The organism is Phytobacter sp., from assembly GCF_059074235.1.
Genome location: NZ_JCACPZ010000008.1, coordinates 901,349 through 925,950 on the forward strand (window position 1 = coordinate 901,349; position 24,602 = coordinate 925,950).

A 24,602-nucleotide genomic window follows, 5' to 3' on the forward strand; every position below is an offset into this window, starting at 1 on the left:
GTGAGCGAGTGCCGCCAACGCACCAGCAGCGTGAAGTATGACGAGCAAGATAAATAACCGTGGGATTCAACGATGTTCAGTAATCAAGACACCTATTTGCAACGCAATTATCAGGCTGGCTGGCATGACCTGGTGTACCTGTTTTTCAACGAATTCACGAACGGGCAGAACGAGAAAGATCCAGAAACGCTGCGCCGCCTTGGCGAGATGATGGCCAAATGGTATCCCATCGACCGTGCCACCACCGTGACGGAACTGGAGAGCAGCATTAACCGGGTGCTCGAACTGTTTAACTGGGGATTTGTGAAAATGGCCCCGGCCCAGCGTGAACTGATTTTGCTGCACTGCGCCTGGCCACATGCGCCGGAACATCGCGATGAAGCAAGCTGGCGTCGTGCCAGTGCGCTGGTGCTGGAAGGGGCATATTCCCAATGGCTGGTTTCGCAGGGCGCAGGAAATCACGTGCCGGTGCGCTGGAAAGATAACGCGACCGAAGACGTTTTAATTTTCCGTTACGCCATCGGCGAATAACCACCCTAAAGGCATTTCCATCCTGAATACACAGGATCAGGTGACCATAATGTTAAATGAAATCATCGTTTCGGGACGGATCCTGGAACTCGAGACTGTTCATTCGGCGGAGGATAATGCCTTTGTATCTCTGGTTTTTGATATTGCCGGAAACGTCATTTATGCCAGTCACACTTTTTACCCACTGATTGGTTTTGATAAAAATGAAATTATCGGCAAACGGTTATTTGAATCCGCCAATGAAAACATCTCCTCTTCACTGGATATGGCCATTGCGCATATTAATGAAACCGGAGAAAACTGGCGCGGTGAATTTCATCAGTTTAAAAAGAACGGTGAAGTATTGTGGCTGGATGCCCGACTCGCACCGCGCAAGGATGAAAAGGGTGACATTTTTGCCTGGGTAATGATCGGATTCGATATTACCCGGCATATCACGATCCGTGAGAAGTTGCATTACAGGGCGCATAACGACGCGCTCACTAAGACGTTGAACCGACAAGGTTATTACATCCGCAGCCGTAAAAAAATACGCGCTGCCAATGCCCGTGGCGCGCACACCGTGGTGGCGATTCTGGATCTGGATAACTTCAAAAACATTAACGACGATCTTGGGCACGCCGCCGGGGATGAAGTTCTGCGCTGCTTTATTAGCCGGGTAAAAAATTGTATTTCTGCCGATACCTTGCTGGGCCGTCTTGGGGGCGATGAATTTGCATTGACCTTTATAGAAGGTGTCGATGAAACAGATGGCAAACAATTGCTGCAATTAATTGTTGAGCAGACTCGTCAGCCGATGAAAATTTCTGCACTGGCAGAGCCAGTCGAATTATCCGTCAGCATTGGCGTAGCCAGTTATCCTGAACACGGCCCTAACTTTTCGTCAGTATTAAAAGCCGCCGACACCGCGCTTTATAAAGTGAAAGCGCAAGGTGGTGACGACTTTATTAATTATCAGGTGACGAGTTTATCCGAACCTGGCGGAATTATTAGCACCCTCGGGCGCTGATAGCGAAGTACACACAACAATAGCTCCAGAGGAAATAAGAATGTTAAAGGCTGTAATCCCGGTGGCGGGCCTCGGCACGCGTATGCTGCCCGCTACCAAGGCAATCCCCAAAGAGATGTTACCTATTGTGGATAAGCCGTTGATTCAGTACATCGTGCAAGAGTGTTATGCCTGCGGTATCCGGGAAATTGTACTGGTCACCCACTCCTCAAAGAATGCTATCGAAAACCACTTCGATACCTCCTTTGAGCTGGAGTCTTTACTGGAATCCCGCGTGAAGAATCAGTTACTTGAGGAAGTACGCTCTATTTGCCCGCCAGGCATGAACATTATGCATGTGCGCCAGGGCCACTCAAAAGGTCTGGGCCACGCGGTGATGTGTGCAGAACCCCTGATTGGCAACAATGATTTTGTGGTGGTGCTGCCGGATGTGTTGATTGATGACAGCCGTTGCGATCTTTCCCGCGATAACCTGGCAGCGATGATTTCTCGCTTTACGACGACGGGCGCGAGCCAATTGATGATCGAGCGTGTGAATCACGAAGATGTCTCTCGCTATGGCGTGGTGGATTGTGGCGGGGAAAACCTGGCAGCAGGTGGGTTTGGCCGTGTGCGTAGCATGGTCGAAAAACCAGCCGTCGAGGATGCGCCGTCAGATATGGCAGTGGTGGGTCGCTACGTACTTTCCAAAGCTATCTGGCCGCTGCTGCATAAAACGCCCGTCGGCGCTGGCGACGAAATTCAGCTAACAGATGCCATTGCCATGCTGCTGGAGCAATCAGCAGTCGAAGCCTACAGCCTCACGGGCAAGTCTCACGATTGCGGCGATAAGATTGGCTATATGAAAGCATTCGTGGAGTACGGATTGCGCCACAACGCGACCGGCGAGAGTTTCCGTCAGTGGTTATGTGACGAACTCGTGCCGGACAACGTGCTGACCGAAGCCGGGCTTTAAGGCTCTGACCGCCAGGCCATGGCACGTCTTTCACTGATCATCCTTATCACCGACAGGAAATCGCATGTTAAGAATTACCGGGTTAATGTCATGTTTGCTTATTTCATTAGCCATGATGTCTTTCTCAGCACCGGCGCAGGATAATAACTGGACGGTCTTTAAGCATAATTATCTGAGCGAAGATGGTCGCATCGTTGACCATGAAAATGGGGATGTCAGCCATTCCGAAGGACAGGGTTATGGCATGTTACTGGCGGTCATGAATAACGACCTGGCGACGTTCAAAAAGATGTGGGGCTGGACTCGCAGCACCTTACTTCGGCCATCAATCGGGCTTTTTGCCTGGCGCTACGATCCTAAAGTGCAAAAAGTGACGGATGAAAATAACGCCAGCGACGGCGATACCCTGATTGCCTGGGCGTTGTTGCTGGCCGGAAAAAAATGGCACGATCAGAGTTACCTGACAGCCTCTGAAAATATTCAGGATGCGCTGATCAACTGCCTGATTATTGAACAAGACAACCATACCTTACTGTTACCAGGTTTATCCGGCTTCACCCGTGATGATGGTTACGTCATCAATCCTTCTTATTTTATATTCCCGGCCTGGGAAAGTTTCTGGCAGCAACGACATAACGATATTTGGTTAAAACTCAGCTCATCAAGTCTCGAATTATTAAATAAAGCGCGTTTTGGAAAAACTCAGTTACCGACCGACTGGATTTTTGTGAAGAATGATGGTGAAGTCATGCCTGCCGATAACTGGCCTGCCCGGTTCAGTTATGATGCAATTCGAATTCCACTTTATTTAAGTTTAAGCGAGACACAAACTCGCTCTATGGAAAACTTTCGCCACTTCTGGGCAAGTTACAGCCGTAACGCGACCCCTGCCTGGGTCGACGTTTCGGGGAATGGGCAGGCAAGCTACGAGATGTCCGGCGGTATTCTGGCGGTGCGAGACATCACAATGGGTGACTACCAGCATATGGATAAGTCCTTACGTCCGGGCGAAGGTTATTATTTGTCCGCATTGCATATGCTTTCACTCTTTGCCGCATCGCTAAAAGGGTATTAAAAGAAAACACACGTCGATCGGGAATGCGCCTGAACGGATCGACGGGATATGTGTCGACAGGGATGGCAGGAGAACGGACCAGGCGCGAACTTATAATAAAAACTTATACGCATCTCTGCTCAGAGATGGGGGAAACATCATGGCAGCGTTAAGAATAATAAGATGTCATATGCATAATCACGAGGGTAAGCGTGCAGTCATTACTGCGCTAAATCATGCGGGCCGGGGCCATCAATGAACATTCGTAACCTTGAATACCTGGTCGCACTGGCAAAATATCGCCATTTTCAACGCGCAGCAGAAGCCTGTAACGTCAGCCAGCCAACGCTGAGCGCCCAGTTACGTAAGCTGGAGAATGAACTCGGTTTGCAACTGCTTGAACGTACCACACGCAAGATTCGTTTTACGCAAACCGGGCTGCGTCTCGTCGAACAAACCCAGGTTGTTCTGCGGGAAATTGAAGCCTTAAAAAATATGGCCAGCAGCAGCTATCATCAAAGCCTGTCGCAAACGCTGGACGTCGGCATTATTCCGACCCTCGCGCCCTATATTTTTTCCCATATGAATGCCGTGTGCCACGAGAATTTCCCGGAAATCGAGCTGGAAATACACGAAGCACAAACCAACCAGCTATTAACGATGCTGGAATCAGACGCCATTAAATGTGCCATCATGACGTCGAATAAAGACACCAGCAAATATGTAGAATTACCGCTTTTCGATGAGCCGCTAATGCTGGGCGTCAGCCATCAACACCCCTGGGCGCGTCTTAACGACATTAATATGGGGCATTTGAAAAACAGCAAAATTCTGATGATTGATGACGGGAACTGCCTGCACAGCCAGATTTTGCGTTACTGCTACCAGTTTGAGCTGGAGCCCGATTCACGGTTTGCCGCTATGCACCTTGAGACATTACGCCGGGGTGTGGCCTATAACCGCGGCGTTTCATTCTTCCCACTGCTGTCGACTCAGCACGGCGAAAATGAAAACATCAAATACCTGCGTTGTATGGGGCCAGAGCCGAAACGTAAGGTGGTATTAATTTTCCATCGCAGCGATCCGATGCGTAAAAAATATGAAATTTTACGCAACGCCATTGCCCGCTATATGGAACGCTATTTTATCGACTTCAACGCCATAGCCTAGACGCAATGTCGTTAGCAGCGCTGAGGCTGAAACTGCTCACCTTCATCACGCATACTTTCTCGACAATCCTGTGGCTGCAGGGTTGTCGTTTTTTTTTGCAGCGCCTGCATAATCTGCTCCGGCAGAACCGTTCCACGATGGTACATCTCTTCGATATACAACCAGAGCGTCACCAGCATAATGGTGTAGTCCGCAACCGGAATCGACGGCGTGGGAAAGATCATAAAAGGAAAGCGCGCATGCAATTGTGCACTGTCATCAGCCGTGACCGCATCATGATAATAAGGACGCGACAGTAACGGGTAAATCTCAGACTCGTCGCCTCTTGTTACCCAGGCAAGACGCACCGCAATGGTCTTCACAAAGGGAGGAAGCTGTACGTTTTGTTTGGTATGCGGCTCAAGGGGCAACGGCTGACCATTTTGTGTTTCTGCGTTCATCTGTTCCTCAATGCCGGGTATTTAAGGCAGTAATACATGCTAATAACTATATTTATCGACCCGCCAAAAAAATTCTTTAGCACTATTATTTAAAATAGATAATATTCCGACAATGATCCATGCGCTTTTTCTGAAATGTGATAAAAAACCATACAAAGCAATAGTTTAAATGAAAATCAGTTATTGATGAAATCGATCTAATTAGTGTTTATTTATATATGGCGTTTATTAATAAGATTTTTAACACTGTTTTAATAGTCAATATCCGCAGTTGACATCACTTATTAATAAGATTCGGAGTAAGAAAATTCCCACGTTGGGAATAATAGTAAAGAAGAATTAATCGTTCGCTCATGGAGAAAAATCAGCAGGCATGGAATACTAATGGCAGACAGGGATAACAAAAAACCCGGCAGCCAGATGGCATGCCGGGCGGAAGTAGAATGAGACACAAAGCTTAAGGGCGGGATGCAGTACCGTCCGGCGTGCGTGCCATCGTCCAGGATGGGATGCCCCCTTCGCACGGGTATTTCGCCGCTTTGGTTTCATCAATGTCGATGCCAAGCCCAGGTTTATCGTTAAGGTAAGCATAACCATGATCAATCTCAGGGCACCCAGGGAAGACATCGCGCAACGCGTCATTCATTGGCGTGAACTCCTGAATACCAAAGTTTGGCGAACTCAGATCAAGATGCATATTAGCGCAGACGCCGACCGGAGAGATGTCTCCCGGGCCATGCCAGGCCGTACGCACCCCATTCAGCTCACTGTAGACCGCCAGTTTCTTCGCCGGTGTAATGCCGCCGATGGTACTGACGTGGCAGCGAATGTAATCAATCAGCTTGTTATCAATCAGTGGCTTCCACTCGTTCACATTCACAAACAACTCCCCCATAGAGATAGGGGTGGAAGATTGCTGACGCAGCATCTTCAGCCAGTCGATATTTTCCGGTGCCACCGGATCTTCAAGGTAGAAGAGCTGGTATTGCTCAAGGGTTTTCGCCAGGTTGATTGCGGTTACCGGGGTGACACGTTCATGCACGTCATGAATGAATTCGATACCGAAACCCAGTTTATTACGCAAATGGTCGAACAGACGCGGAACGCTTTTCGCGTAGGCATCCGGATCAAAATAGATGCCCGGCGTTTTACTGCGTGGCGACCGTTTTGGTTGAATATTTTTCGCCCGTGCCAATTGCGTGGCAATCAATTTGAGATCGTCAGTCCCCGCGCCTCCGTACATTCCCATCTGGCAGCGAACATACTGATAGCCCTCTTCCATTCTGGCGCGGATATTGTCTTCAACCTCCACTTCATCACCGCCGTCGGTGTGGCAATAGAGCGGAATACCATCCCGGCATTTTCCGCCCAGGAGATCGTAAACCGGCATGCCCGCCAGCTTACCTTTAATGTCCCATAGCGCCATATCCACACCCGACAGTGCATTGTTCATGATGGGACCATTGCGCCAGTAACCGCTCACCGCACCGGATTGCCAGATATCTTCAATACGCGTTGGATCTTTGCCAATCAGGAACGGGGCCATGTACTCGTCGATGGCGCTTTTTACCGCAAAGATACGCTGGGTAAATGTTGCACAACCCAGACCATAAAGCCCTGGCTCATTGGTTTCGACCTTCACAACGGCCAAATCAATCCCACCCGGTGCCGTCAGAATGGTTTTTACGTTGGTAATTTTCAGGTTACTCACTTGCACTCCTCAGTTCAGCGAATTTACTGCAAGCCACGCCAGTTGTGGATGACATTGCGATAAGTTGTAAGTTGTCCTACAAATTAACACTGTTATATCACGCTTACTTCTTCCACGATCGTCAAAGGTTTCATTCTGTGAGCACGATCAACAACCGTGAGAAATCCAGATATTAAACACAACAAATACAGCAACATACAAAATAACTATTGTATCAAAAGCTTCTGCTTTGTGATCCGCATTGCAAATTCATTTGTGGAGCATTGCTTTTATCTGCTCAAAAACCCAACCTTAAATAAGACAGTCGTCATACAAATTAATTGCACGAGGAAATGAGATGAGCGCGTTATTTGATTTAACCGGGAAAACAGCACTGGTCACTGGCTCAGCACGGGGTCTGGGATTTGCCTATGCGCAAGGGCTGGCGGCAGCAGGTGCGCAGGTGGTACTGAATGATATCCGTGACACCTTGCTTGCCGAGTCTGTCGGCATGCTGGCAGCAAAGGGCTACAAGGCACACGGTGTAGCCTTTGATGTCACCGACGAAGCTGCAATTGAAAAAGCGTTTGCGGATCTGGATGCGCAGAACATCCACGTCGACATTTTGATCAACAACGCGGGCATTCAGTACCGCAAACCGATGGTCGAGTTGGAGCTGGAAAACTGGCAGAAGGTCATCGACACAAACCTCACCAGCGCATTTCTGGTCTCGCGTGCGGCGGCAAAGCGCATGATTGCCCGTAAAACCGGCGGGAAAATCGTCAATATCGGTTCGCTCACCAGTCAGGCAGCACGTCCGACCGTCGCGCCTTATACGGCAGCAAAAGGTGGGATCAAGATGCTCACCTGCTCCATGGCAGCGGAATGGGCGCAGTTTAATATCCAGAGCAATGCCATTGGACCAGGCTACATTCTGACGGATATGAACACGGCGCTTATCGAGGACAAACAGTTCGATAGCTGGGTGAAAAGCAGCAACCCGTCCCAGCGTTGGGGCCGCCCGGATGAGCTGATCGGCACGGCGGTATTCCTCTCTTCCAAAGCCTCTGACTACATTAACGGGCAGATTATTTACGTCGATGGCGGCTGGCTCGCGGTGCTGTAACCCACAAACGTACTCTACATTTTTTGCCTTTAAAATTTCCGGTATGCCTTTGCTTTTAAAGGCCTGCCGATATAACACGGGTATGATTATGAAGGCTTCAAGACAACGACTCTTTATTCTCACATTGCTGTTTATTGTGACGGCAATTAACTACATGGATCGTGCCAATCTCGCCGTTGCCGGTACCAATATTCAGAACGACTTTAGTTTGACGCCAACACAGCTGGGACTGCTCTTTTCCATGTTTACCTGGGCCTATGCCGCCAGCCAGATCCCGGTGGGTTATGTGCTGGATCGTATTGGATCACGCATTCTTTACGGCGGGGCGATTATTCTCTGGAGTATCTTCACCTTTATGATGGGTTTTGCCTCTCATCATTTATTTGCAACCGCAACAGCATCATTCGCTATGCTGTTGGCCTGTCGTGCATTAATTGGCGTGGCAGAAGCCCCCTCGTTCCCGTCTAACACGAAAATTATTGCCACCTGGTTCCCGGATCATGAGCGTGCCCGTGCCACCGCCATTTATTCCAGTGCGCAATACATTGGGCTGGCACTGCTAACCCCTACCCTCTCCTTTATTGTTGCCAACTACGGCTGGGAGATGTCGTTCTATCTGTCCGGTGGAGCCGGGATCCTGTTTGGCATTTACTGGCTTATGTATTACCGCGACCCGCAGCACAGCACCTCGGTAAACCAGGCAGAGCTTGAGTACATCAAGGCCGGTGGCGGTTATGGCTCAGCGAACCAGTCTTCAGTGAGTGCCAAAATCAGCTGGCAGGACATTAAATTTTTCCTCAGCAAGAAGACTGTCTGGGGTCTGTTTATCACCCAATTTGCCTGTTCATCCACGCTCTACTTCTTCCTGACCTGGTTTATTGTCTATCTGGAAAAAGGGCTGCATCTCTCTATTTCCAAAGCCGGTATGGGAGCAATGCTGCCCTATATTATGGCGATGTTTGGGGTGTTATGCGGCGGTACGCTCAGCGATATGCTGCTCAAAAAAGGCAAATCGAGAACCTTCGCCCGTAAATTGCCGGTCATGGCTGGACTGTGCGTGACCATGATCATTGGCCTGGTCAATTTCTTCGAAGATCAACCGGTGATTGCCATCGTTATTCTCTCCATCGCTTTCTTCGCCAACGCCTTCTCTAATTTAGGTTGGGTGGTATGGAGCGACGTGATCCCTCGTAACTTCCTCGGCACCATGGGGGGGTTTTTAAACATCTGCGGCAACCTGTCAGGCATTGTTAGTCCGATTGTTATCGGCGTGATTCTCCAGCGCACACAAAACTTCCAGTACGCCATGTGGTACATCGCCGCCGTCGCCGGAGTGGGGCTTCTGGCCTACATCTTCCTGGTCGGCAAAATCGAAGTGATTTTGCCTGAAAAAAAGAACGCGAACGGCAGTGACACCCACGCAATTAATCCGGCGACCGCCAATAAATAATGAGGCACGTATCAATGAGCACTGAAAAAATCACCTGCAATGCCTGTCTTGCGCATGCAGAAAAAGATGTCCGTTTTGAATCACGTGAGATTGAACACGGCGATAGTAATGTTCTGGTGAAGGTCGCTTATGGCGGTATCTGCGGTTCAGACATCCATTATTATCAACATGGTCGGGCAGGTATGTCTGTCCTCAAACACCCGATGGTTATCGGGCATGAGTTTGTCGGTGTCATTAACAAAGTCCCGGCGGGAAGTGAGCTGAAGGTGGGCCAGACCGTTGCGGTAAACCCGTCCTGCCCCTGCAATCAATGTGAAATGTGCCTTTCCGGCCATCAAAATCTGTGTGGGTCGATGCGGTTCATGGGCAGCGCGCAGTTCAATCCTCATGTGAACGGTGGCTTCTCTGAGTATGTGTCCGTGAAGCCGGAGCAGTGCATTCCCTATGACAGCAGGGTGCCCGCCAACGTTATGGCTTTCTCCGAGCCACTGGCAGTGTCCATCCATGCGGTAAAAATGGCGGGACAACTGACTGGAAAACGGGTGCTGGTGATTGGTGCGGGTCCGATTGGTTGCCTGATCCTTGCCGCTGCGAGAAGCGCAGGTGCGTCAGAACTGGTGGCTTCCGATTTAAGTCCGCGCTGCCTGGAACTGGCGCGTCAGATGGGGGCAACCGCGGTGATAGACCCGCGCGATGAAGAAAAAGTCGCGCAGTATCAGCAGAAAAAAGGCTACTTTGATGTGGTATTTGAGGCTTCCGGCGCACCTGCTGCCGTCGCCTCTACTGTCGATTTCACGCGCCCTGCCGGAACCATCGTTCAGGTTGGCATGGGGCCAAGTCCAGTGAGCTGGCCGGTTTCACCGATGCTGGTAAAAGAGATTAGCTGGGTGGGTTCCTTCCGCTTTATCGGCGAATTTACTACTGCCGTGCGCTGGCTGGAAGATGGTCGCGTGGATCCACGCCCGCTGATAAGTGGCGAATTCCCACCGGAAAAAATCGAAGATGCGCTGATTACCGCAACGGATAAAAACATCTCCGCTAAAGTCCTCATTCGTTTCGAATAACCGTGATAAGCGCCCGGCTGGGCGCTTTGTTCTTAAAAGTGAATTGTTATACAATAAAACACTTCACGGCACCTTACCGGACACCGATCTTGAGCATAAAATCCATTCAAAAACAGAATGTTGTAAATGAAATTTATGATCAGATAAGCGCAAAACTGCTGGATGGCAGTTGGGCTCCGGGCAGCCGTCTCCCTTCAGAAGCTGAACTGACCACTTCGTTTAATGTCAGCCGGGTCAGCGTTCGCAGCGCCGTTCAACGTTTTCGCGATTTAGGTATTGTGGTCACCCGCCAGGGTAGCGGCAGTTATGTCAGCGATCATTTCACCCCGCAAATGCTGAGCAACGATCCTCGCCCAATCATGCATCTGAGCCGCGAAGAGTTTCACGACATGATGATCTTCCGCCAGACAGTCGAGTTCAAATGCGTAGAACTGGCGGTGACTCACGCGACCGACGACGACATTCGCCAGCTTGAGCAAGCGCTGAATAACATGCTCATCAACAAAGGCGATTATAAAAAATACTCTGAGGCGGATTACGAATTCCATCTGGCGATTGTGCGGGCATCGCACAACAGCGTGTTTTACAACGTCATGAATTCCATCAAAGATATCTATTACTACTACCTGGAAGAGTTGAACCGCGCACTGGGCATTACCCTTGAGAGCGTGGAAGCCCACATCAAGGTCTATATGTCGATCAAGAACCGTGACGCCACCACCGCAGTGCAAGTGCTCAACGAAGCCATGTCCGAAAACATTATCGCCATTGAGAAGATCAAATCGACGGACGCGTCTGAGAAATAAGGCAGGTTCGCCAGCAGCGGCCGCCGCTGGCGAAAGGAATTACCGCGTGGACTGCAAAAACCTACGCGTGCGTTCGTGCTGTGGCGCAGTGAAAAGATTCTCTGCCGTGTTGTCTTCCACAATCGCGCCATCGGCCATGAAGATCACTCTGTCAGCCACATCTTTGGCAAACGACATCTCGTGGGTCACCAGAATCAGCGTCGTCTCGTGATCGACAATCGAGCGAATCACCTGTAGCACTTCATTCACCAGTTCAGGATCCAGTGCTGAAGTCGGTTCATCGAACAGTATCACTTTCGGTTTCACTGCCAGCGCACGGGCAATCGCCACGCGCTGCTGCTGCCCGCCGGATAACATCGCCGGATAGCTGTCCGCTTTCTCACGCAAACCTACGCGTTCCAGCAGCGCCATTCCCGTTTCGTTGGCCTGTGCTTTAGGGATTTTTTTACCGATGATCAGCGCCTCGGTAATGTTCTCCAGTGCCGTTTTGTTCTTAAACAGGTTGTAATGCTGGAACACCATGCCAGTGTGCGCACGCAAAGCCGTCTCCTGCTGGCGGGTGAATTTCTTCGCATCCACCACCGTACCGGCAATTTCCAGCGTACCGCTTTCCGGTTTCTCCAGCAGATTAATACAGCGCAGCAGCGTCGATTTCCCCGAGCCTGACGGCCCGATAATCGCCACCACTTTGCCCTGTTCTATCTCCAGCGAGATATCCTTCAGCACCGGGTTGTCATTGAATGACTTATATAAATGGCTGATTTTCAACATAGCGGAGGCTCCTTATCGGTACGGGCGATTCAGACGGTGCTCAATGCGTTTTTGCAGCAGCGTCAGAAGGATGGTCACAGCCCAATAGATCAGTGCCACCGCCAGATAACTCTCCAGAAAACGGAACGAGTTGCTGGCCAGAATTTTGGTCTGGGCAAAGATATCCGTCACACCAACGGTAAACGCCAGTGACGACTCTTTGATCAGCATAATCAGGTAGTTGCTCATGCCGGGTACCGCAATACGCACCGTTTGCGGCAGCACGATACGACGGAATCCCTGCCAGCGGCTCAGGCCAACGGACAGACAGGCTTCAATCTGCCCTTTATCGACCGAATTCATCGCACCACGGAACTCTTCTGCAAGGTTGGCTGCAGTTTTGAAGCTCAGGGCAATAATGGTCGCCGAAATAGCGTTCATCATACTGATACCCGGGAACAGCTGCGGGATACCAAAGTAGAAGATGAACAGCGTGACCAGCGTCGGCACGGAGCGGAAGAACGAAATGTAGATTTCGGCGAACTGCGTCAGTACGACAATACGATTACGGATAATCAGCGCCAGCACCATCCCCATGACCGAGGCGATAACCATCGAGGTTATCGCCAGGAACAACGTCATCGGCAGGTAACTGAGCAGCGTTGGAAAAGCTTCCAGCATGAAGCTCAGGTTAAAATTCATTGCTTATTATTCCTTGCTGACGTCCTGTTTCAGGTACTGCTCGGACAGTTTGGTCAGCGTACCGTCAGCTTTCAGCGCGGTCAGTGCGTCATCAAATTCCTTACGCAGTGCGTCACCCTTTTCATTCTTCACGAACGGGAAAGCTTCCTGATAACGATAAACCGGGTCGCCGGATTTTTTCAGCGGCAGGCGAGAGTTGTCGATCAACAACTGCGCACCCGCGCGGTCCATAATGTAGGCATCAATACGACCGAGGGCGACATCCTGAATAATCGCGCTAGGTTCATCGTAGGTATGAATATCAATACCGGCATCAGGGTAATTCTTACGTAAATAGTTTTCTTTGCTGCTTCCAACGTCAACACCCAGACGTTTACCCTTTAAATCGTCAATATTATGAATAGAATCGTCGTTATTTCTGGTAACCAACTGGGCGCCGGAATAAATATAAGTCTGGGAGAACTGATATTTCTCTCGGCGTTTATCATTGGCTTCAACCTGGTTTGCGATGGTATCAATTTTGCCAGCATCGAGCATTCCGAAGAGACCGGTCATGTCAGCTGTGGTTAATTCCACGCGGCTGTAACCCAGTTTTTTGGCCACGGCATTGACGGTCGCAATGTCATAACCTTCGTAATCCTTTCCATTTTGTTTGTAGGAAAATCCGATACTTACCCCAAAAGTACCGACATGCAGCACTTTCTCATTTTCAGCAGTTTTTTTATTGTCGTCGCAACCGGTTAATAAGAATGCACCCAGCAATGCTGTGGCGATGATCCCTGATTTAAAATTAAGCATAGTAATTCCCTTGGAATTATGTGTGTTTATTGATGTCTTGGTGTTTATTTTTCGCGCGCCAGTTTAAATCACTTCCGGGATAATCTATATTCCCATTAGTAATTATTGATAACGCATAAGAATAATCCACTCTAGTATTACAGAGATATCATTCCTGCCATTAAAAAGGCAAGTACCAGGGATAAACCAGAGGATCAGTATGAGAATTATTGCGTGCGGTGATTTATTGTTTTCGAGTCGTAACCTGGCGAAAAGATTAGATCCCGAGATCGTGGAATTATTGCAAAGCGCCGATGCCGTATTTGCCAACGCCGAATTTAGCTGCCCACAACCTACACTGCCGCCAGCTGCGGGTCGCGGTTACATCACCGCCGTAAAACCTGCAACGCTGGACGAGTTTGTCGATTTAAACATTCGTCTGGTCTCCTTCGCCAATAACCATACCGGTGATTTTGGTTGGGAAGGAGTGGTGCATACCATGGAAGCCGCTGAAACGCGCAATCTGATCCCCTGCGGCCTGGGCCGTAACCTCGACGATGCCCGCCTGCCGCGCTTTCTGGATACCGCGAAGGGCCGCGTAGGTGTGGTGGCGCTGGGTTCAACTCGCTCTGAAGTTTTCCTGGCGGCCAACGGTGGCGCGGGCACCATTGCGCGTCCGGGTCTGAACCCACTGCGCTGGGGCCGTGCCTATGTACTCGGCGACGAGCAGTTTGAACAGTTAAAAGCCATCACCCGTTCATTGGGTATAGACGAAAGCGTGCGTGAAGGCATGCGCGTGGAAGTAATGCCGCCGAAAGGCGATGACGAGTTCAAGTTCGGTTCCCTGTTTGAAAGCTCTCTGCAGATTGAACGTGGCGAGAAAGCACACGTACGCACCTGGTTCAATGAGCAGGATTGCGTGGCGAACGAGCGTAGCATCCGTGATGCCGCTAACCGCAGCGACTTCACCCTGGTCAGCCTGCACACCCATGAAGGCGATAAAGACAGCTGGTACTCTCCGGATGCGCCAGAATTTATCGAGCAGTTTGCCCATCGCGCAATAGACGCAGGCGGCGATGCTGTGGTCTGCCACGGTGCACACTTTATGCGTGGGGTAGAGATCTATAATGGCAAACCGATTTTCTACAACCTTGGTAGCCTGCTGATGGAGTTTGAGGCAGGTGAGTCGATCATCGGCCCGGAAATGTATGAAGCCTACGGTCACGCTGCGGATGCACGTCCTTCTGAACTGCACCGCGCACGCGCGAAGAATAAGGCTGGTGAGTTCACCGGCTTTAACGCCGAAGCCCGTTTCTCACAAAACGCGCTGGCGGTGTTTGATGTCACCCCTGACGGTCTGGCGTGCCAGCTGCTGCCACTTGATTTAGGTATGAACCGCGAACGCGTTCTCTCTCGCGGCCTGCCAGAAAAAGTGACGCACGAGCAAGGCGAAGAGATTGCCAGCCTGCTGACCCGCCTGAGCCACCGTTATGGCACGGCATTCAGCTACGACAAAGCAAGCGGTCTGATTCGCTTCTCCTGATAAGCCTGTTTTAAAGCAGCCGGAAAACTTCCGGCTGCTTCTTCGCCATGCCTCGACGCCCCCTTCCTGAGCTAATTTCGTGACTGCCCTCGCATTTGATCATCAAAATGACAGCGCTATCATTTTCGATTTTTTAGGCATTTATACAGGCCAGAGCCTGCTGTAAATCGATAACGTACGGCAACAGTCCCCCTTCTCAACGAGCTGAATTGTTGATCGAGTGTGAGACAAAAAGCGCTGCATGTGCGTTGGTTTTAACCTGATTGTTACAGTGGAGGGGGATTTCGTGAATGCCGTCGCCTGTTGATGGGCGTTAGCCCTATAAATCAATATAAAATCATCAAATTTTTGGGCTAACGTACGGCGCGACAGTTTGCAATTCTGGCTATAATTTGTCTAATTTGGTGTTACTGCGAACAAATTCCCGCCCTGCTTCTCTGCCTGTTGTCTTCCTTAGCTTCGTTTTATATCTCGCCTTGTGATTGTGTCATTCTGCACGGCTACCAACAGCCTTTCCCCATCAAAAAATAAAACATAACCAACTGATAGATAATGAAATTAATCATCTCATCGCATAAAACAAATGATTCAATAATTGAATCACACCACCACTTAATCAGACTTTTTTTGTTAAAAATAAAGGCATAGAATTTCTCTCATTCGCCATCCAGCGCCACGTTTCATTCATGGCAGATGGCCGTCTATGACATTGATACACGGTTATCATTTTCCGCAGGAGGAACTATGCCAGCTCAGTCTTCTACTCCCGTCGTAACATCCGTAAAAGTCATCCCGGTTGCCGGTCATGACAGCATGCTGATGAACCTGAGCGGTGCCCATGCACCGTTCTTCACCCGTAACATCGTTATCATCACCGATAACTCCGGCAACACCGGCGTGGGTGAAGTCCCGGGCGGCGAAAAAATCCGCCAGACCATCGAAGACGCCGCACCGCTGATTGTGGGCAAAACCCTCGGCGCCTACAAAAACGTCCTCAATGAAGTCCGTAACGCCTTTGCTGACCGCGATGCCGGTGGCCGTGGCCTGCAGACCTTTGACCTGCGCACCACTATCCACGTGGTCACTGCCATTGAAGCCGCCATGCTCGACCTGCTGGGTAAACACCTCGGCGTTAACGTCGCCTCCCTGCTGGGCGACGGCCAGCAGCGCAATGAAGTGGAAATGCTCGGCTACCTGTTCTTCGTCGGGAACACCAAAGCCACCCCGCTGCCGTACCAGAGTCAGCCGGATGACAAATGCGACTGGTATCGCGTGCGTCACGAAGAGGCCATGACCCCGGACCGCGTGGTGCGTCTGGCTGAAGCCGCGTATGAAAAATACGGCTTCAATGATTTCAAACTGAAAGGCGGCGTGCTGGCTGGCGAAGAAGAAGCCGAGTCTATCGTTGCCCTGGCAAAACGCTTCCCGCAGGCCCGCGTCACCCTCGACCCGAACGGTGCATGGTCCCTGAACGAAGCGATTAACATCGGCAAACACCTGAAAGGCGTGCTGGCCTATGCGGAAGATCCGTGTGGCGCTGAGCAGGGCTTCTCCGGCCGTGAAGTGATGGCGGAATTCCGTCGCGCTACCGGTCTGCCGACCGCGACCAACATGATTGCCACCGACTGGCGTCAGATGGGTCACACCCTGTCCCTGCAGTCCGTGGATATCCCGCTGGCGGATCCGCACTTCTGGACCATGCAGGGGTCGGTACGTGTGGCGCAGATGTGCCATGAGTTTGGCCTGACATGGGGTTCTCACTCTAACAACCACTTCGACATTTCACTGGCCATGTTCACCCACGTGGCGGCGGCTGCACCGGGCAAAATCACCGCCATAGACACCCACTGGATCTGGCAGGAAGGTAACCAGCGTCTGACCAAAGAGCCGTTTGAAATCAAAGGCGGGATGGTGCAGGTACCGACGACACCGGGTCTGGGCGTGGAGCTGGATATGGACCAGGTGATGAAGGCGCACGAGCTGTATCAGAAACACGGTCTGGGCGCGCGTGACGATGCCATGGGGATGCAGTACCTGATCCCAGGCTGGACGTTTGACAACAAACGTCCTTGCATGGTGCGTTAAGTCGTACTGAATGACGAAAAGCCCGCAGGCGCAATCCTGCGGGCTTTTTTATTACAGCAGGTTAATTACAAAGAAGCCCAGCGCCGTCATCAGCAGTGAACCGAAGACATGCACCAGCACCGAGGTCATCGCCCAGACGTAATTCCCCGCCTGCAACAGAGAAAATACTTCCAGCGAAAAGGTTGAGAAGGTGGTCATGCCGCCACACAAACCGGTGGTGATCAGCAATCGCCAGGTGGGGTCAAGATGCGGCTGGCGAATAAAATAGGCCATCGCCCCGCCAATAATAAATCCCCCCAGCAGGTTCACCAGTAACGTCCCTGGCGGCAGACTCGGAAAGAGCGTATTCAGACGAACGGCAAGCAGCCAGCGAATCACACAACCCGCAGAACCACCAATAATCACAGCTATTAAAGACTTGAGCATGTTTTCCTCAGCAACATCAGGATAAAGGGCTGGAAACATGCAGAGAGAGAAAAGATACGCGCCCGACATGCCTCCCGTTAAAGAGTCATACCAGGCGTCATCAGCTTCGCGAGGAAGCGGTTGGATAAGGTGGAACGCCATCACCCCAGAACGCTATTGTTTCCCAATTCGAGCGGGGTGGCAAGATGCAAACATATTGCCCATCAATATGTACGGATAAACGCAGCGGCACGTTTTTTAAACACACCCTTTTTCCGGGCTTTCGCAACACCTTCATTATGCAACGATAAAAGACGATATAGCCAAGGCAATAAAACATAGCCACTACTATATATTATTGATTTATATGAAAATTTTGATTTTTACTCGTTTCCATGGCAGCATAGCGGCTCTTCAAATTTGTCTTATTTAGCCCGGTTTTTCCGCAAGGGCGTTATCAGGTGAGCACATGAGTTTTTACGCAGTCATTATTCTGGCATTCGGCATGTCTATGGATGCTTTCGCAGCCTCCATCGGTAAAGGCGCAGCATTGAGCCGTCCTCCCTTAAGAGAGGCACTGAGAACGGGGCTGATTTTCGGTGTCGTCGAAGCCATTACCCCCGTCATCGGCTGGGCTGTGGGCCTCGCGGCCAGCCAGTACATCATGAAGTGGGATCACTGGATTGCTTTCACGCTGCTGATGGTGCTGGGGCTGCGCATGATGTACGAAGGCATTACCAAAGATGACAGCGAACAAGAAGAAGCACCGCGCCGCCACGGGTTCTGGCTGCTGGTCACCACCGCTATCGCCACCAGCCTGGATGCAATGGCCGTCGGCGTCGGTCTGGCATTTTTAGATGTGAATATTGTCACCACCGCCCTGCTGATTGGCCTTGCGACCACCATTATGGCGACCACCGGCATGCTGCTCGGACGCTTCCTCGGCGCGGCTATCGGCAAATGGGCGGAAATTATGGGCGGACTGGTACTGATGGGGATTGGCTGCTCAATTCTCGTTGAACATCTTGGCCTGCTGGGCTAACGACACGCAGCGGCATACGCGCCTGGGGTGATGCCGAAATGGGTACGGAAAGTACGTGAAAAGTGGCTCTGGTCAAAAAATCCCACATCCAGCGCAGTCTGCGCGGCACTGACACCCTGCGAGAGCAGTGACTTGGCACGAACCAGACGAATCTGCGTGAGAAAGCGGTGCACGGAAAGCCCGGTCGTGTTCTGAAAGAGACGCATAAAGTGAAATTCGCTTAAGCCCGCCGCACGGGCAACATCAAGCACACTGAGTGCCTGGTGGTAGTGCGTTTGTAGGTAGTCGATGGCGTGATGGACATCGGCGCGGGCATGGCGCATCGCTCCGCCTCGCGTCGTACGTTGACCATATTGGGTGAGCAACGCGCTTAAAAGCTCAAAAAACAGCGACTCTTTTTCCAGCGCATCCTGACTGCTCGCCAGCACAGATGCGGTCTGTAACACCTCTTTTGCCATCGTGGGGGCATGACGCATGATGTCGCTGCCAAAGTTCACCAGCCCTTTCCCCGGCAATACGGCATCGGCGACCTGCTGTATCAACGCCTCTGACGGGTAAAAAGCGCAGTAATCCCAGCCTAAATCCCGTTCAACCGCCTCACCGGTGTGCACTTCGCCAGGATGAATGATCATCACCGTTCCCGGTGCCGCAACGCCCGTTTTACGGCATACCCGATTACGCTGCGCGCCACGGGCAAACACTGCCAGTACAAACTCATCATGAAAATGAGGCGGATAGCTGAGATCAAAGCACGAAGCGCGCAGTACTTCCATTTCGCCCTGGAAGGCTTTGTCTTTCCATAACCGGATGTCGTCGCGCTTTTCTTTCATTGCCCCTCTCCCTCACTATGACGATGAGCAGGATTGTCCTATCCTCTTCGCCCCATTCTTTTACACTCAACGCTTCTCATTCGTTAAGTCTATGGATACAGAATGTCATTTAATGTGAATTATGAAAATGCTGAAGAGGCGAACAGCCGCTTTATGGCGGGAGTGATGGCCTGTCTGCCCACCATGCCGGGGTACTGGAGCATTGGCATGGCAGCGGGAGCCATTGGTACGCTGTCAGGGTTTTCCCTGCTGCACACCACGCTGTTGGCCGCCGGTTTGTACGCTGGCTCTGCCCATTTTCTCTTTTACTCTTTATGGGCGGCTGGGGCGGAGTCAGCATCCGTGGTTCTCAGCGTTGCGCTGGTTAATATGCGCTATTTACTGATGAGTTCAGCGCTCAGCATCTGGTTTCGCCAGTCGAGTACGCTGCAAAAACTGATTGGCGGCGTACTGCTGACTGATGAAACCTTTGGCGTGGCCGTGCAGCACGCGACCCGTCATGGCTCACTCCCTTTTCCCTGGCTGCTGGGGCTCAATGTCTCTGCCTGGCTTAATTGGATCGCCGCCTGCGTTGCTGGAGCGTGGCTGGCGACGGCACTGCCAGCGTATCTGATGGACGGGCTGAGCTTTAGCCTGGTGTCGATGTTTGTCGGTCTACTGGTGATGACCTGGTATGCCAGCCAACGCAAGATCCCCGAAACGATGGCGATTCTGGCGGCCATCCTGATTACGCTGGTTTCCAGCAAATACCTGAGCCTTCACCTGGTGGTGATTATCGCCGCGATGCTGTCCGCATCTCTGGCGACATTGATATTACGACTGCGTACGAAGGGAGAGAAATAAGATGAGCGGATCGATTTATTTCGCCATTGCCATGGCCGCCCTTGTCACCGCCCTGATGCGTACGGTACCGCTCTTTTTGCTGGCAAGATTTCACCTGCCACGGCGGCTTCAGGACTGGCTGGGATTTATCCCTGCCGCCATCATGGCCGCGATCATCACCGCAGAAATCATCGCCAAACCGGTGTGGTCGCCATCCGGTCTTAGCCTCTCACTTATTGCTACTCTTATTGCCACATTAGTGGGCATGCTTACACGCAGCCTTTTTCTGACGGTTATCGCGGGAATGGCGGCAATTATGGGATTGAGCTATCTGCTTTTAAGCTAAATAAGATAAAGAATCAGAATGATGCTCATACATTAACAAAAACACCTACCGAAAATGGCAGGGTTCACATTTTTGTGCTACCGCGCGAAGATAAGCGGCCCTGCCATACCTGATCTTTACAATATTTTCTGCATTTTCATGCTTCTACAGACAGCATACATTCTCATAACATCTTAAATCTGCTTTCTTTTTTCTTTCCGCACGAAATTAAAAACACTATGAACCATTAAATGGTTTGTTTAAAATATGAAAAGAATTGTATGTTTTGTAACTTCATGTATCGAATCTGGTCCCAAATTCATCTCAGGCACGTTATGTGTCATGGGAGAGTTATATAGACAATTTAGGCAGCTATTTAGAATGGAGTTCTTATGATCAAGTTTGTGAAGTGGTTTACCGCACTCATTGTTGTTGGCGCATTGATGGGCTGTTCCAGCAGACTGGCCCCCATTGACAATATCCGTACCAATCTGGGGTCTGGCCATACAGAAGCTCAGGTAAAAAATTCCATTATCAAAGCTGGCGTACAGCGTAAATGGATCATGAACGAAGCCGGTCCGGGCGTCATTAAAGCGCGTCTGCAATCAAATGACTATGTTGCTCAAACACGTATTAACTACTCCGCAACGGGTTATACCATCACCTACGAAAGCAGTATGAATTTGTCTGCAGGTGGCGGCAGAATTCATCCAGGTTACAACCGTTGGGTGCGTAATCTGGATAGAGACATTCAGGTTAATGTCTCCGCGTCCTCTATTCAGTAATCAGTAACAAGCGGCACTCTGGGTCAGAAATGGCCCAGATATACTCACTAAGCTAAGGATAGGTTAGCGTCGTTATGTATAAAAGGGACACACTTAGCGCACTGGATGCGATTACAGAGGCGCAGCGTATCGCGTTTGCCCCCATGTTATTTCAGACTGCCCTCAGTCTACGTAATGCTGGCACTCTGGAATATCTGGATGATATGGGAAGCAAAGGGGCTACATTAGATGAGATTGCAACCCAAAGTAGCCTGAATGAATACGCGATAAGCGTTTTGTTGGATATGGGCTTAAGCGGGCGCATCGTGACATGTGATGACGGTCGTTATTTTTTATCGAAAGTGGGTCACTACCTGCTTCATGACAAGATGACACGCGTTAATATGGACTTCACTCAGGATGTTTGTTACCAGGGGCTCTTTTTCCTGGATAATGCCCTGGCAGAGTCAAAACCTGCTGGACTGAGCGTATTTAGCGACGCGCAAACCATTTATCCGGTGTTGTCGCAGTTACCGTCTCCAGCACGTGAAAGTTGGTTTGCATTCGATCATTTTTATTCGGACGCCGCCTTTAATATTGTACTGCCCCATATTTTTAATAGTCATCCCAAACAGTTATATGACGTTGGGGGCAATACCGGTAAATGGGCATTACGCTGCTGCCAGCATGACGACGCAGTTAAGGTGACCATTCTGGACCTGCCGCAGCAGGTCGCGCTGGCACAGAAGAATATCGAAAATGCGGGTTTGTCCCATCGCATTGGCTTCCATGCGATTGATATGCTCAGCGACGCCGCTCTCCCTTCTGAGGCGGACGTCTGGTGGATGAGCCAGTTCCTGGACTGCTTCTCACCAGAACAGATTATTAAGATGTTGAGCCGGATAGCGGCTGTCATGAAACCTGGCGCCCGTCTGTGCATACTGGAGTTGTTCTGGGATGCACAAAAATTTGAAGCAGCAGCCTTTAGCCTGAATGCCACGTCGCTGTACTTCACCTGTATGGCGAACGGTAATAGCCGTTTTTATAGCGTTGATAAATTTATTCATTATCTCGAACTGGCCGGTTTTAGCGTGGCACAACGCATAGACGGTATTGGCCTTGGACACACTTTTTTGAGCTGCGAGAAACGGTAATCTCTCGCGGCTTCCTGATGCCGTTAATGGCATCAGGTTCATTGTTTATTGCGGACAGGCGTTGATGAAATTTGCATTAAATCTGATTGACTGGCAGGCGCGAGCGCCTGGGTTAAGCGACGCGTCACAGTGGCAGGCATGGTCACGTCAGCCCTACGCTATCGATCCGTCAGCACCTCAGGGCAAACTCACTGAACTGCCGATGATGACCGCACGACGTCTCAACTCTGGCAGTAAGCTGGCCGTTGAGTGCGGGCTGGCCATGTTACGCCGCCATGAAATTGACGCGGTGCTCTACACCAGCCGACACGGTGAGCTGGAGCGCAACTACCGTATTCTCTCCGCACTGGCCACCGATCAGGCCATTTCCCCCACTGATTTCACCATGTCAGTGCACAACTCTTCCGTCGGCAATCTGACTATTGCCGCAAAACAGCCGCTGGTCTCCTCTTCTCTCTCTGCTGGTATGGACACCTTCCAGCAAGGGCTATGCGAAGTCATTTGCCTGATGCAGGCCGGTTACAAGCGCATCCTGATGGTGGATTTTGACGGGCTTCTACCGGCGTTCTATCACCCACGCTTGCCTGAGAATATGCCGACATGGGCCTTCGCCGTGGCGATGGTTTTTGAAGCCGGTGATGCGCTGCAATGCACAACGCAAAGCGGAAGTGACGGAGAAGAAGCCGCTTTGCCACAGAGCCTGCAATTCTTACAGCACTACCTGAGCGACACCCCCACGTTCACCGTGTCAGGTGAACGCGTTCAGTGGTTATGGAGTCGCCAATGACACGCCTGATGGCTTCACTCAACCGACTCTGGCGCATTCCTATGACGGGGCTGTGTTTTGCGTTGTTCGGCATCGGTGGCGTACTGATGTCGCTGACCTGGTTTAACCTGTTATCACTGGTTATTCGTGACAAGCGTACCCGGCGGCGTATCGCCCGACGCAGCATTTCGCTCAGTTTCCGCTTTTTCCTCACCGTTGTCAGAACCGTCGGCGTACTGGATTTCCGTATAGATAATGCCGAGCTACTGCGCAATGAGCGCGGTTGCCTGGTCGTGGCCAATCACCCCTCGCTGATCGATTACGTCATGATCGCCTCAGTGATGCCAGAAACCGACTGTCTGGTGAAAAGCTCGTTGCTAAAAAACCCCTTCCTTAGCGGCGTGGTGCGCGCTGCCGATTACCTGATCAACAGCCAGTCTGAGACACTGCTGCCCCAAAGCCAGCAACGACTTGAACAAGGCGATACGATTTTGATCTTCCCGGAAGGCACTCGAACCCTTCCCGGCGAAGAGATGAAACTGCAACGTGGTGCCGCCAATATTGCGGTTCGTTGCGTGAAAGACTTGCGGGTTGTCACCATCCATTGCACGGAATATATGCTCGGCAAAACGTGCAAATGGTATGACGCACCGCCTTCCAAACCGCTGTTCAGCATTACCGTTGGCGAACGCGTTCGTATCGATCGCTTCTACAACGAGAATACACAAGAGCCGGCGCTCGCCGCGAGGCAGCTTAACCGCCATCTTTTGCAGCAATTACAATCTGTTGAAACAACTCTACCAGGACTTAATGATGCAAGCGCTATACCTTGAAATTAAAAATCTGATCATCAACACGTTAAATCTGGATGAGCTGACGGCTGACGATATCAACACAGATGCGGCGTTATTCGGTGAGGGTCTGGGACTGGACTCCATTGATGCGCTGGAACTGGGTCTGGCGGTAAAAAGCCAATATGGCATTGTATTATCTGCCGAGAGCGAAGAGATGCGTCAGCATTTCTTCTCGGTAGCCACCCTTGCCACATTTATTCATTCTCAACGCGCCTGATAACGAGCCCGCTATGACAGAACAACACGCTATTTACCAGGAAGTGTCCGCGCTTTTGGTCAAACTGTTTGAAATCGATGCTGATGACATCAAACCGGAAGCCCGCCTGTACGAAGACCTGGAACTGGACAGCATTGACGCCGTCGACATGATCGTCCACTTACAAAAGAAAACCGGCAAAAAAATAAAAGCGGAAGAGTTTAAAGCCGTGCGCACTGTGCAGGACGTTGTCGAGGCGGTAGAACGCCTGATGAAGGAAGACTGATTCACC

At 50.9% G+C, this 24,602-nt stretch carries 27 protein-coding genes and 1 riboswitch; of the genes, 20 read left to right on the top strand and 7 right to left on the bottom strand.

Annotation, left to right across the window (positions count from 1 at the left end):
* Positions 1 to 72 precede the first annotated feature (72 nt).
* The 5 genes from bcsD to oxyR all read left to right on the top strand — a co-directional run bounded on the left by bcsD (position 73) and on the right by oxyR (position 4,719).
* A complete protein-coding gene (gene bcsD / locus AC5JPW_RS22075; RefSeq protein WP_494243211.1) occupies positions 73 to 531 on the top strand; it encodes a cellulose biosynthesis protein BcsD in 459 nt (152 codons plus the stop codon).
* Positions 532 to 580: 49 nt separating this feature from the next.
* On the top strand, positions 581 to 1,540 hold the full coding sequence (locus tag AC5JPW_RS22080; RefSeq protein ID WP_494243212.1) for a sensor domain-containing diguanylate cyclase: 960 nt from the start codon (positions 581 to 583) through the stop codon (positions 1,538 to 1,540).
* Between the two features lie 40 nt (positions 1,541 to 1,580).
* A complete protein-coding gene (galU, locus tag AC5JPW_RS22085) occupies positions 1,581 to 2,495 on the top strand; it encodes a UTP--glucose-1-phosphate uridylyltransferase GalU (protein ID WP_494243213.1) in 915 nt (304 codons plus the stop codon).
* 64 nt (positions 2,496 to 2,559) lie between these two features.
* Positions 2,560 to 3,570, top strand: coding sequence for a family 8 glycosyl hydrolase (locus tag AC5JPW_RS22090; RefSeq protein ID WP_494243214.1), 1,011 nt, complete (start codon positions 2,560 to 2,562; stop codon positions 3,568 to 3,570).
* Between the two features lie 234 nt (positions 3,571 to 3,804).
* On the top strand, positions 3,805 to 4,719 hold the full coding sequence (gene oxyR / locus AC5JPW_RS22095) for a DNA-binding transcriptional regulator OxyR (RefSeq protein ID WP_494243215.1): 915 nt from the start codon (positions 3,805 to 3,807) through the stop codon (positions 4,717 to 4,719).
* Positions 4,720 to 4,730: 11 nt separating this feature from the next.
* On the opposite strand, the gene AC5JPW_RS22100 is transcribed toward oxyR, so the two are convergent.
* Positions 4,731 to 5,159, bottom strand: coding sequence for a hypothetical protein (locus AC5JPW_RS22100; protein ID WP_494243216.1), 429 nt, complete (start codon positions 5,157 to 5,159; stop codon positions 4,731 to 4,733).
* Between the two features lie 457 nt (positions 5,160 to 5,616).
* The gene (locus tag AC5JPW_RS22105) at positions 5,617 to 6,870 is read right to left on the bottom strand and encodes an enolase C-terminal domain-like protein (RefSeq protein WP_494243217.1); all 1,254 of its coding nucleotides are present in this window, start codon (positions 6,868 to 6,870) and stop codon (positions 5,617 to 5,619) included.
* Between the two features lie 337 nt (positions 6,871 to 7,207).
* Between AC5JPW_RS22105 and AC5JPW_RS22110 the strand changes: the two genes are divergently transcribed.
* From AC5JPW_RS22110 to AC5JPW_RS22125, 4 genes are all read left to right on the top strand, one after another.
* Complete coding sequence (locus AC5JPW_RS22110) at positions 7,208 to 7,975, top strand: SDR family oxidoreductase (protein WP_494243218.1); 768 nt, start codon at positions 7,208 to 7,210, stop codon at positions 7,973 to 7,975.
* A gap of 88 nt (positions 7,976 to 8,063) precedes the next feature.
* On the top strand, positions 8,064 to 9,425 hold the full coding sequence (locus tag AC5JPW_RS22115; RefSeq protein WP_494243219.1) for an MFS transporter: 1,362 nt from the start codon (positions 8,064 to 8,066) through the stop codon (positions 9,423 to 9,425).
* Positions 9,426 to 9,439: 14 nt separating this feature from the next.
* Positions 9,440 to 10,489 (top strand): L-idonate 5-dehydrogenase, encoded by a 1,050-nt coding sequence (gene idnD / locus AC5JPW_RS22120; protein WP_494243220.1) that lies wholly within the window; start codon positions 9,440 to 9,442, stop codon positions 10,487 to 10,489.
* A gap of 89 nt (positions 10,490 to 10,578) precedes the next feature.
* Positions 10,579 to 11,295: a FadR/GntR family transcriptional regulator gene (locus AC5JPW_RS22125; RefSeq protein WP_494243221.1), complete on the top strand. Its 717-nt coding sequence runs from the start codon at positions 10,579 to 10,581 to the stop codon at positions 11,293 to 11,295.
* Between the two features lie 39 nt (positions 11,296 to 11,334).
* Here the strand turns inward: AC5JPW_RS22125 and AC5JPW_RS22130 are convergent, their stop codons facing one another.
* Genes AC5JPW_RS22130 through AC5JPW_RS22140 form a run of 3 tightly spaced genes read right to left on the bottom strand, consistent with a single transcriptional unit; the run spans position 11,335 to position 13,545 of the window.
* Entirely contained in the window at positions 11,335 to 12,066 is a 732-nt protein-coding gene (locus AC5JPW_RS22130) for an amino acid ABC transporter ATP-binding protein (RefSeq protein WP_494243222.1), read from the bottom strand.
* A 12-nt stretch (positions 12,067 to 12,078) separates the two neighbouring features.
* Positions 12,079 to 12,747, bottom strand: a complete 669-nt coding sequence (locus AC5JPW_RS22135; RefSeq protein ID WP_494243223.1) for an amino acid ABC transporter permease — start codon at positions 12,745 to 12,747, stop codon at positions 12,079 to 12,081.
* 6 nt (positions 12,748 to 12,753) lie between these two features.
* Positions 12,754 to 13,545: a transporter substrate-binding domain-containing protein gene (locus tag AC5JPW_RS22140; RefSeq protein ID WP_494243224.1), complete on the bottom strand. Its 792-nt coding sequence runs from the start codon at positions 13,543 to 13,545 to the stop codon at positions 12,754 to 12,756.
* A 199-nt stretch (positions 13,546 to 13,744) separates the two neighbouring features.
* On the opposite strand from AC5JPW_RS22140, the gene AC5JPW_RS22145 reads away from it, so the two are divergent.
* Together AC5JPW_RS22145 and gudD are read left to right on the top strand one after the other, a co-directional pair.
* Positions 13,745 to 15,067, top strand: coding sequence for a CapA family protein (locus AC5JPW_RS22145; protein WP_494243225.1), 1,323 nt, complete (start codon positions 13,745 to 13,747; stop codon positions 15,065 to 15,067).
* A gap of 744 nt (positions 15,068 to 15,811) precedes the next feature.
* Positions 15,812 to 17,152, top strand: coding sequence for a glucarate dehydratase (gene gudD / locus AC5JPW_RS22150; RefSeq protein ID WP_494243226.1), 1,341 nt, complete (start codon positions 15,812 to 15,814; stop codon positions 17,150 to 17,152).
* Between the two features lie 51 nt (positions 17,153 to 17,203).
* Here gudD and crcB read toward each other — a convergent pair whose 3' ends face one another.
* Positions 17,204 to 17,578 carry a fluoride efflux transporter CrcB gene (crcB, locus tag AC5JPW_RS22155; RefSeq protein WP_494243227.1) on the bottom strand — a complete coding sequence of 125 codons (375 nt, stop codon included), beginning with the start codon at positions 17,576 to 17,578 and terminating at the stop codon, positions 17,204 to 17,206.
* 84 nt (positions 17,579 to 17,662) lie between these two features.
* Positions 17,663 to 17,732, bottom strand: a riboswitch (Fluoride riboswitch).
* A gap of 294 nt (positions 17,733 to 18,026) precedes the next feature.
* Between crcB and mntP the strand changes: the two genes are divergently transcribed.
* Complete coding sequence (mntP, locus tag AC5JPW_RS22160; RefSeq protein WP_494243228.1) at positions 18,027 to 18,599, top strand: manganese efflux pump MntP; 573 nt, start codon at positions 18,027 to 18,029, stop codon at positions 18,597 to 18,599.
* Here the strand turns inward: mntP and AC5JPW_RS22165 are convergent.
* Positions 18,596 to 19,429 carry an AraC family ligand binding domain-containing protein gene (locus AC5JPW_RS22165; protein WP_494243229.1) on the bottom strand — a complete coding sequence of 278 codons (834 nt, stop codon included), beginning with the start codon at positions 19,427 to 19,429 and terminating at the stop codon, positions 18,596 to 18,598. The two genes, mntP and AC5JPW_RS22165, sit on opposite strands and share 4 nt — an antisense overlap.
* A gap of 102 nt (positions 19,430 to 19,531) precedes the next feature.
* On the opposite strand from AC5JPW_RS22165, the gene AC5JPW_RS22170 reads away from it, so the two are divergent.
* The 8 genes from AC5JPW_RS22170 (at position 19,532) to AC5JPW_RS22205 (ending at position 24,596) form a co-directional block, all read left to right on the top strand.
* Positions 19,532 to 20,272, top strand: coding sequence for an AzlC family ABC transporter permease (locus AC5JPW_RS22170; RefSeq protein WP_494243230.1), 741 nt, complete (start codon positions 19,532 to 19,534; stop codon positions 20,270 to 20,272).
* A 1-nt stretch (position 20,273) separates the two neighbouring features.
* Positions 20,274 to 20,597 (top strand): AzlD domain-containing protein, encoded by a 324-nt coding sequence (locus tag AC5JPW_RS22175; protein WP_494243231.1) that lies wholly within the window; start codon positions 20,274 to 20,276, stop codon positions 20,595 to 20,597.
* A 371-nt stretch (positions 20,598 to 20,968) separates the two neighbouring features.
* A complete protein-coding gene (locus AC5JPW_RS22180; protein WP_494243232.1) occupies positions 20,969 to 21,361 on the top strand; it encodes a hypothetical protein in 393 nt (130 codons plus the stop codon).
* 74 nt (positions 21,362 to 21,435) lie between these two features.
* Positions 21,436 to 22,494: a methyltransferase gene (locus tag AC5JPW_RS22185; RefSeq protein ID WP_494243233.1), complete on the top strand. Its 1,059-nt coding sequence runs from the start codon at positions 21,436 to 21,438 to the stop codon at positions 22,492 to 22,494.
* Positions 22,495 to 22,558: 64 nt separating this feature from the next.
* Complete coding sequence (locus AC5JPW_RS22190) at positions 22,559 to 23,281, top strand: beta-ketoacyl synthase chain length factor (protein WP_494243234.1); 723 nt, start codon at positions 22,559 to 22,561, stop codon at positions 23,279 to 23,281.
* Positions 23,278 to 24,093 carry a lysophospholipid acyltransferase family protein gene (locus tag AC5JPW_RS22195; RefSeq protein WP_494243235.1) on the top strand — a complete coding sequence of 272 codons (816 nt, stop codon included), beginning with the start codon at positions 23,278 to 23,280 and terminating at the stop codon, positions 24,091 to 24,093. Before AC5JPW_RS22190 ends, AC5JPW_RS22195 begins: the two co-directional genes overlap by 4 nt.
* Positions 24,074 to 24,331 (top strand): phosphopantetheine-binding protein, encoded by a 258-nt coding sequence (locus AC5JPW_RS22200; protein ID WP_494243923.1) that lies wholly within the window; start codon positions 24,074 to 24,076, stop codon positions 24,329 to 24,331. Before AC5JPW_RS22195 ends, AC5JPW_RS22200 begins: the two co-directional genes overlap by 20 nt.
* Positions 24,332 to 24,344: 13 nt before the next feature.
* Positions 24,345 to 24,596, top strand: coding sequence for an acyl carrier protein (locus AC5JPW_RS22205; RefSeq protein ID WP_494243236.1), 252 nt, complete (start codon positions 24,345 to 24,347; stop codon positions 24,594 to 24,596).
* Positions 24,597 to 24,602: the final 6 nt, after the last annotated feature.